The sequence below is a fragment of the Pseudomonas sp. P5_A2_2 genome, assembly GCF_054177685.1.
Window position 1 is genome coordinate 1 of sequence record NZ_JBGCUL010000404.1, and the last position, 3,991, is coordinate 3,991.

Below are 3,991 nucleotides of genomic sequence, written 5' to 3' on the forward strand. Positions count from 1 at the left end.
CTGCGGGGCTGCGGCCGTCGTTGCTCAATACCAGCAAGCGCACGCCGCTGGACAGGTGGGCGTTGAGTGCGGCGACAGGCCGGGCCACCACCGAAAGGGTGACCACTTCCTGCAAGGGCCAACCCATTCGTGCTGCGGCCAGTGAGCAGGAGGACGGCGCGGGAAGCGTCAGCATCTCGGCTGCGGGGAGTTGCCGGGCGAGGCTGGCGCCGACGCCGAAGAACATCGGGTCGCCACTGGCCAGGACGCAGACGGGTTCGCCACGGCGCGACAGTAGCGACTCCAGGCAGAAGGGGGTCGGCCACGGCTGGCGCTCGCCGCGTATGCACGGCGGGAGCAAATCCAGATGCCGCTGGCCGCCGAAGATTTTCGAGGCGCGCAACAGCGCATGCCGGGCATTCTTGCCCAGGCCCTTGAAACCGTCTTCGCCGATGCCTACTACCGTCAGCCAGGGTGTCATGCCATTCCTCAATCACGCGTTAAACGTTGTTGGGCGGCATGATAGCGCGGGTTCCTTGAGCTGACTGCCTTCTCTTCCCGACCGGAGTCTTTTCATGCAGCGAAGTAAAGCAGGCATAATACCGCGCACTTTCGCCGTGAATCGCCTCGCCACCTGAACGGGTCCGCCTTGAACCAACGTCCGCTGTCCACTGCCTTACGCCCCTCGGCTTGCCCGGGGTTGCTGCGTATCGTGCCGGCACTGGATGGCGGCATCTGCCGGATCAAGTTGAACGGTGGTTCGATCAGCAGCGACCAGGCCGAGGCCGTAGCGTCTGCGGCCGAGCGTTACGCCAGCGGGGCGATCGAGGCGACCAACCGGGCCAATCTGCAGATCCGCGGCATCGGCAACGAGCAATCGGCGTTGATCGACAGCCTGTTGGCCGCCGATCTGGGGCCGCGCACGGCGGCTGGCGACGATGTACGCAACCTGATGCTCAGCCCCGGCGCCGGGATCGATCGGCGCATGCTGTTCGACACTCGCCCGCTGGCCGGGCAGATCCTTGCCACACTGCAAAGCCAGGAAGCGTTCCACGACCTCAGTGCCAAGTTCGCCGTGCAACTCGATGGTGGCGAAGACCTGACGATGCTCGAACATCCCCATGACCTGTGGCTCTCGGCGTTTGAGCAATACGGTGAGCGACGGTTCGCGTTCGGTCTGGCGGGATGCCCGACGGACAGCCCCGCCGGTTCGGTTGCACTCGATGACGGGCACGCGCTGGTGGTCGCGGTTCTTGAGTTGTTCCTGGAACTGGCGCGCCCCGAGCAGACGCGTATGCGTCATTTGCTGGCCGAATACTCGGTCGAGTTCGTACTGCTTCGGCTGGCTGAGCGAGTATTGATGCAAGCGGTTGTCGGTTGGCAGCGGGTTTCGGGCTCCAGTGATGTGCACATCGGCGCACATCCCCAGGCCGAGCCCGGTGTTGTCTATGTGGGGGCTGTCCCGCCGCTGGGTCGGCTCGATCCGACGATGCTGCGAGGTGTGGCGCAACTGGCACGCGAGTTCGGTGATTCCAGTCTGCGCTTCACACCTTGGCAAAGCCTGCTGCTGCCCAATGTCCGCGTGAACAACGCCGCCGAGGTCATTCGGCAATTGCAATGTCTGGGCTTGCAGTGCGAAGCCGATCAGCCATTGTCCCGGTTGATCGCCTGCACCGGTTCCATCGGTTGCGCCAAGGGGTTGGCCGAGACCAAGGGTGATGCCCTGAAATTGGCCGAAGTGCTGCAGCGTCACGGACAAGCACCGAACGTACATTTGAGCGGTTGCCCGCGTTCCTGCGCCGCCGCGCATACGGCGCCCGTCACTTTGCTGGCCGTGGCCCCCGGTCACTACGATCTCTATTTACGCGATGCAGCGCAGCCGGGTTTCGGCGCGCTGCACGCACGCAACCTTACTATTGAAGCGGTCGCGGCCTTGCTCGACGCCCGCTCACGGAGCCCCCTTGATGCTTGATTACATCCGCGACGGTCAGGAGATCTATCGCAACTCCTTCGCGATCATTCGCGCCGAGGCCAACCTCGACCGCATCCCGGCCGATCTGGAGAAACTCGCGGTGCGTGTGATCCACGCCTGCGGCATGGTCGAGGCCATCGACGGTTTGCAGTTTTCCGAAGGTGCGGGCAAGGCGGGGCGCGATGCGCTGGCGGCCGGTGCGCCGATCCTGTGCGATGCGCGGATGGTCTCCGAGGGCGTGACCCGCGCACGCTTGCCGGCGAACAACCAGGTGATCTGCACCCTGCGCGATGACAGTGTTCCAGCACTGGCTCGCGAGCTGGGCAACACCCGCTCCGCCGCCGCGCTGGAACTGTGGCGCCCGCATCTGGAAGGCAGTGTGGTGGTCATCGGCAATGCGCCGACGGCGCTGTTTTACTTGCTGGAAATGCTCGACGCCGGTGCGCCGAAACCGGCGTTGATCCTCGGTTTTCCGGTGGGTTTCGTCGGCGCAGCCGAATCCAAGGCAGCACTGGCGGCTGACAGCCGTGGCGTGCCTTTTGTCATCATGCAGGGTCGCCTGGGCGGTAGCGCCATGGCCGCCGCCGCTGTCAATGCCCTCGCCACGGAGATCGAATGATGCAGCAACCTGGACGTTTGATCGGCCTCGGCGTCGGCCCCGGTGATCCGGAACTGATCACCATCAAGGCCCTGCGTTTGCTGCGCGAATCCCCGGTGGTGGCGTACTTCGTCGCCAAGGGCAAGAAGGGCAATGCCTTCGGCATCATCGAAGCACACCTGCAAGACGCACAGAATTTGTTGCCACTGGTGTACCCGGTGACCACCGAAGCCTTGCCGGCACCGTTGTCCTATGAACAAGTGATCAGCGACTTCTACGATGACGCTGCGCAAGAACTGGCCGAGCATCTCGACGCGGGCCGTGATGTGGCGGTGATCTGCGAAGGCGATCCGTTTTTCTACGGCTCCTACATGTACCTGCACGACCGGCTCGCCGAGCGCTATCAGGCTGAGGTCGTGCCCGGTGTGTGTTCGATGCTTGGTGGCGCCTCGGTGCTCGGTGCACCGCTGGTATATCGCAATCAGAGTCTGTCGGTGTTGTCCGGTGTGCTGCCGCACGACGAACTCAAGCGTCGCCTGGCCGATGCCGATGCGGCGGTGATCATGAAACTGGGGCGCAACTTTCCCAAGGTCCGCCAGGTGCTGGAAGAGCTCGGCCTGGCCGAACGTGCGCTGTACGTCGAACGCGCGACCATGGCCAATCAGAAGATCGTGCCGCTGGATCAGGTCGAGCCGATGTCCTCGCCGTATTTCTCGTYGATCATCGTTCCCGGCGAAAGGTGGCAAGGCTGATGACCCGTCCAGTTCCGGCGATTGTCATTCTCGGCAATGGCAGCCTCGCTACCGCGCGCAGCATTCAACAGGTGTACCCCGAAGCCCTGATCCATGGTCTGGCCGAACGGGTCGAAGGCGCGGACCGGGTCTATCACGAATTCGGTGCGACCCTGCGCGAGCTCTATCAACAGGGCACGCCGATCATTGCCCTGTGCGCGGCCGGGATCGTGATCCGCACGCTGGCGCCCTTGTTGCTGGAAAAGGGCGCCGAGCCACCAGTATTGGCGGTGGCTGAAGACGGCAGCGCCGTAGTGCCGCTGCTGGGCGGTCTCGGCGGGGTGAATGTGATGGCGCGGGAGATTGCCACCGCACTTGAAGTCGCTGCGGCGATCACCACCAGCGGCGAGTTGCGTTTCGGCACCTGCCTGCTCAACCCGCCCAGCGGTTATGCCCTTGGTGATCTGGAACTGGGCAAGCGTTTTGTCTCCGATCTGCTGGCCGGCGAAACGGTGCGCATTGAGGGTGAAGCCCCATGGCTGGCGCAGGCGCAGTTGCCCGAAGATGCTCAGGCCCGACTGGCGGTGCATGTCGGTCATGCCGAACGGGCACCCGCGGCCAACGAATTGTTGATCTACCCGCGCAATGTGATGGTCGCTGTGGATGCTGGTCTGGTGAACGTCGCAGTGGCGGTTCGCGAGGCATTGCATC

The 3,991-nt window shown here is 64.0% G+C and carries 4 protein-coding genes and 1 pseudogene; 4 read left to right on the forward strand and 1 reads right to left on the reverse strand.

Annotated features, from left to right (window positions below; genetic code table 11):
* Window positions 1-460 (reverse strand): precorrin-6y C5,15-methyltransferase (decarboxylating) subunit CbiE (gene cbiE / locus ACXRVY_RS19290; protein WP_458238003.1); only part of this gene is annotated, 460 nt, incomplete at its 3' end.
* 168 nt (window positions 461-628) lie between these two features.
* Between cbiE and cobG the strand changes: the two genes are divergently transcribed.
* From cobG to ACXRVY_RS19310, 4 genes and pseudogenes are all read left to right on the forward strand, one after another.
* Complete coding sequence (gene cobG, locus ACXRVY_RS19295; protein WP_223462759.1) at window positions 629-1,951, forward strand: precorrin-3B synthase; 1,323 nt, start codon at window positions 629-631, stop codon at window positions 1,949-1,951.
* Entirely contained in the window at window positions 1,944-2,570 is a 627-nt protein-coding gene (locus ACXRVY_RS19300; RefSeq protein WP_108218487.1) for a precorrin-8X methylmutase, read from the forward strand. Before cobG ends, ACXRVY_RS19300 begins: the two co-directional genes overlap by 8 nt.
* On the forward strand, window positions 2,570-3,301 hold the full coding sequence (locus ACXRVY_RS19305; protein WP_458238004.1) for a precorrin-2 C(20)-methyltransferase: 732 nt from the start codon (window positions 2,570-2,572) through the stop codon (window positions 3,299-3,301). The genes ACXRVY_RS19300 and ACXRVY_RS19305 overlap by 1 nt, the downstream gene beginning before the upstream one ends.
* Window positions 3,301-3,991 (forward strand): annotated as a pseudogene (locus tag ACXRVY_RS19310) (precorrin-3B C(17)-methyltransferase); the annotation flags it as partial. The gene ACXRVY_RS19305 and the pseudogene ACXRVY_RS19310, both read left to right, overlap by 1 nt.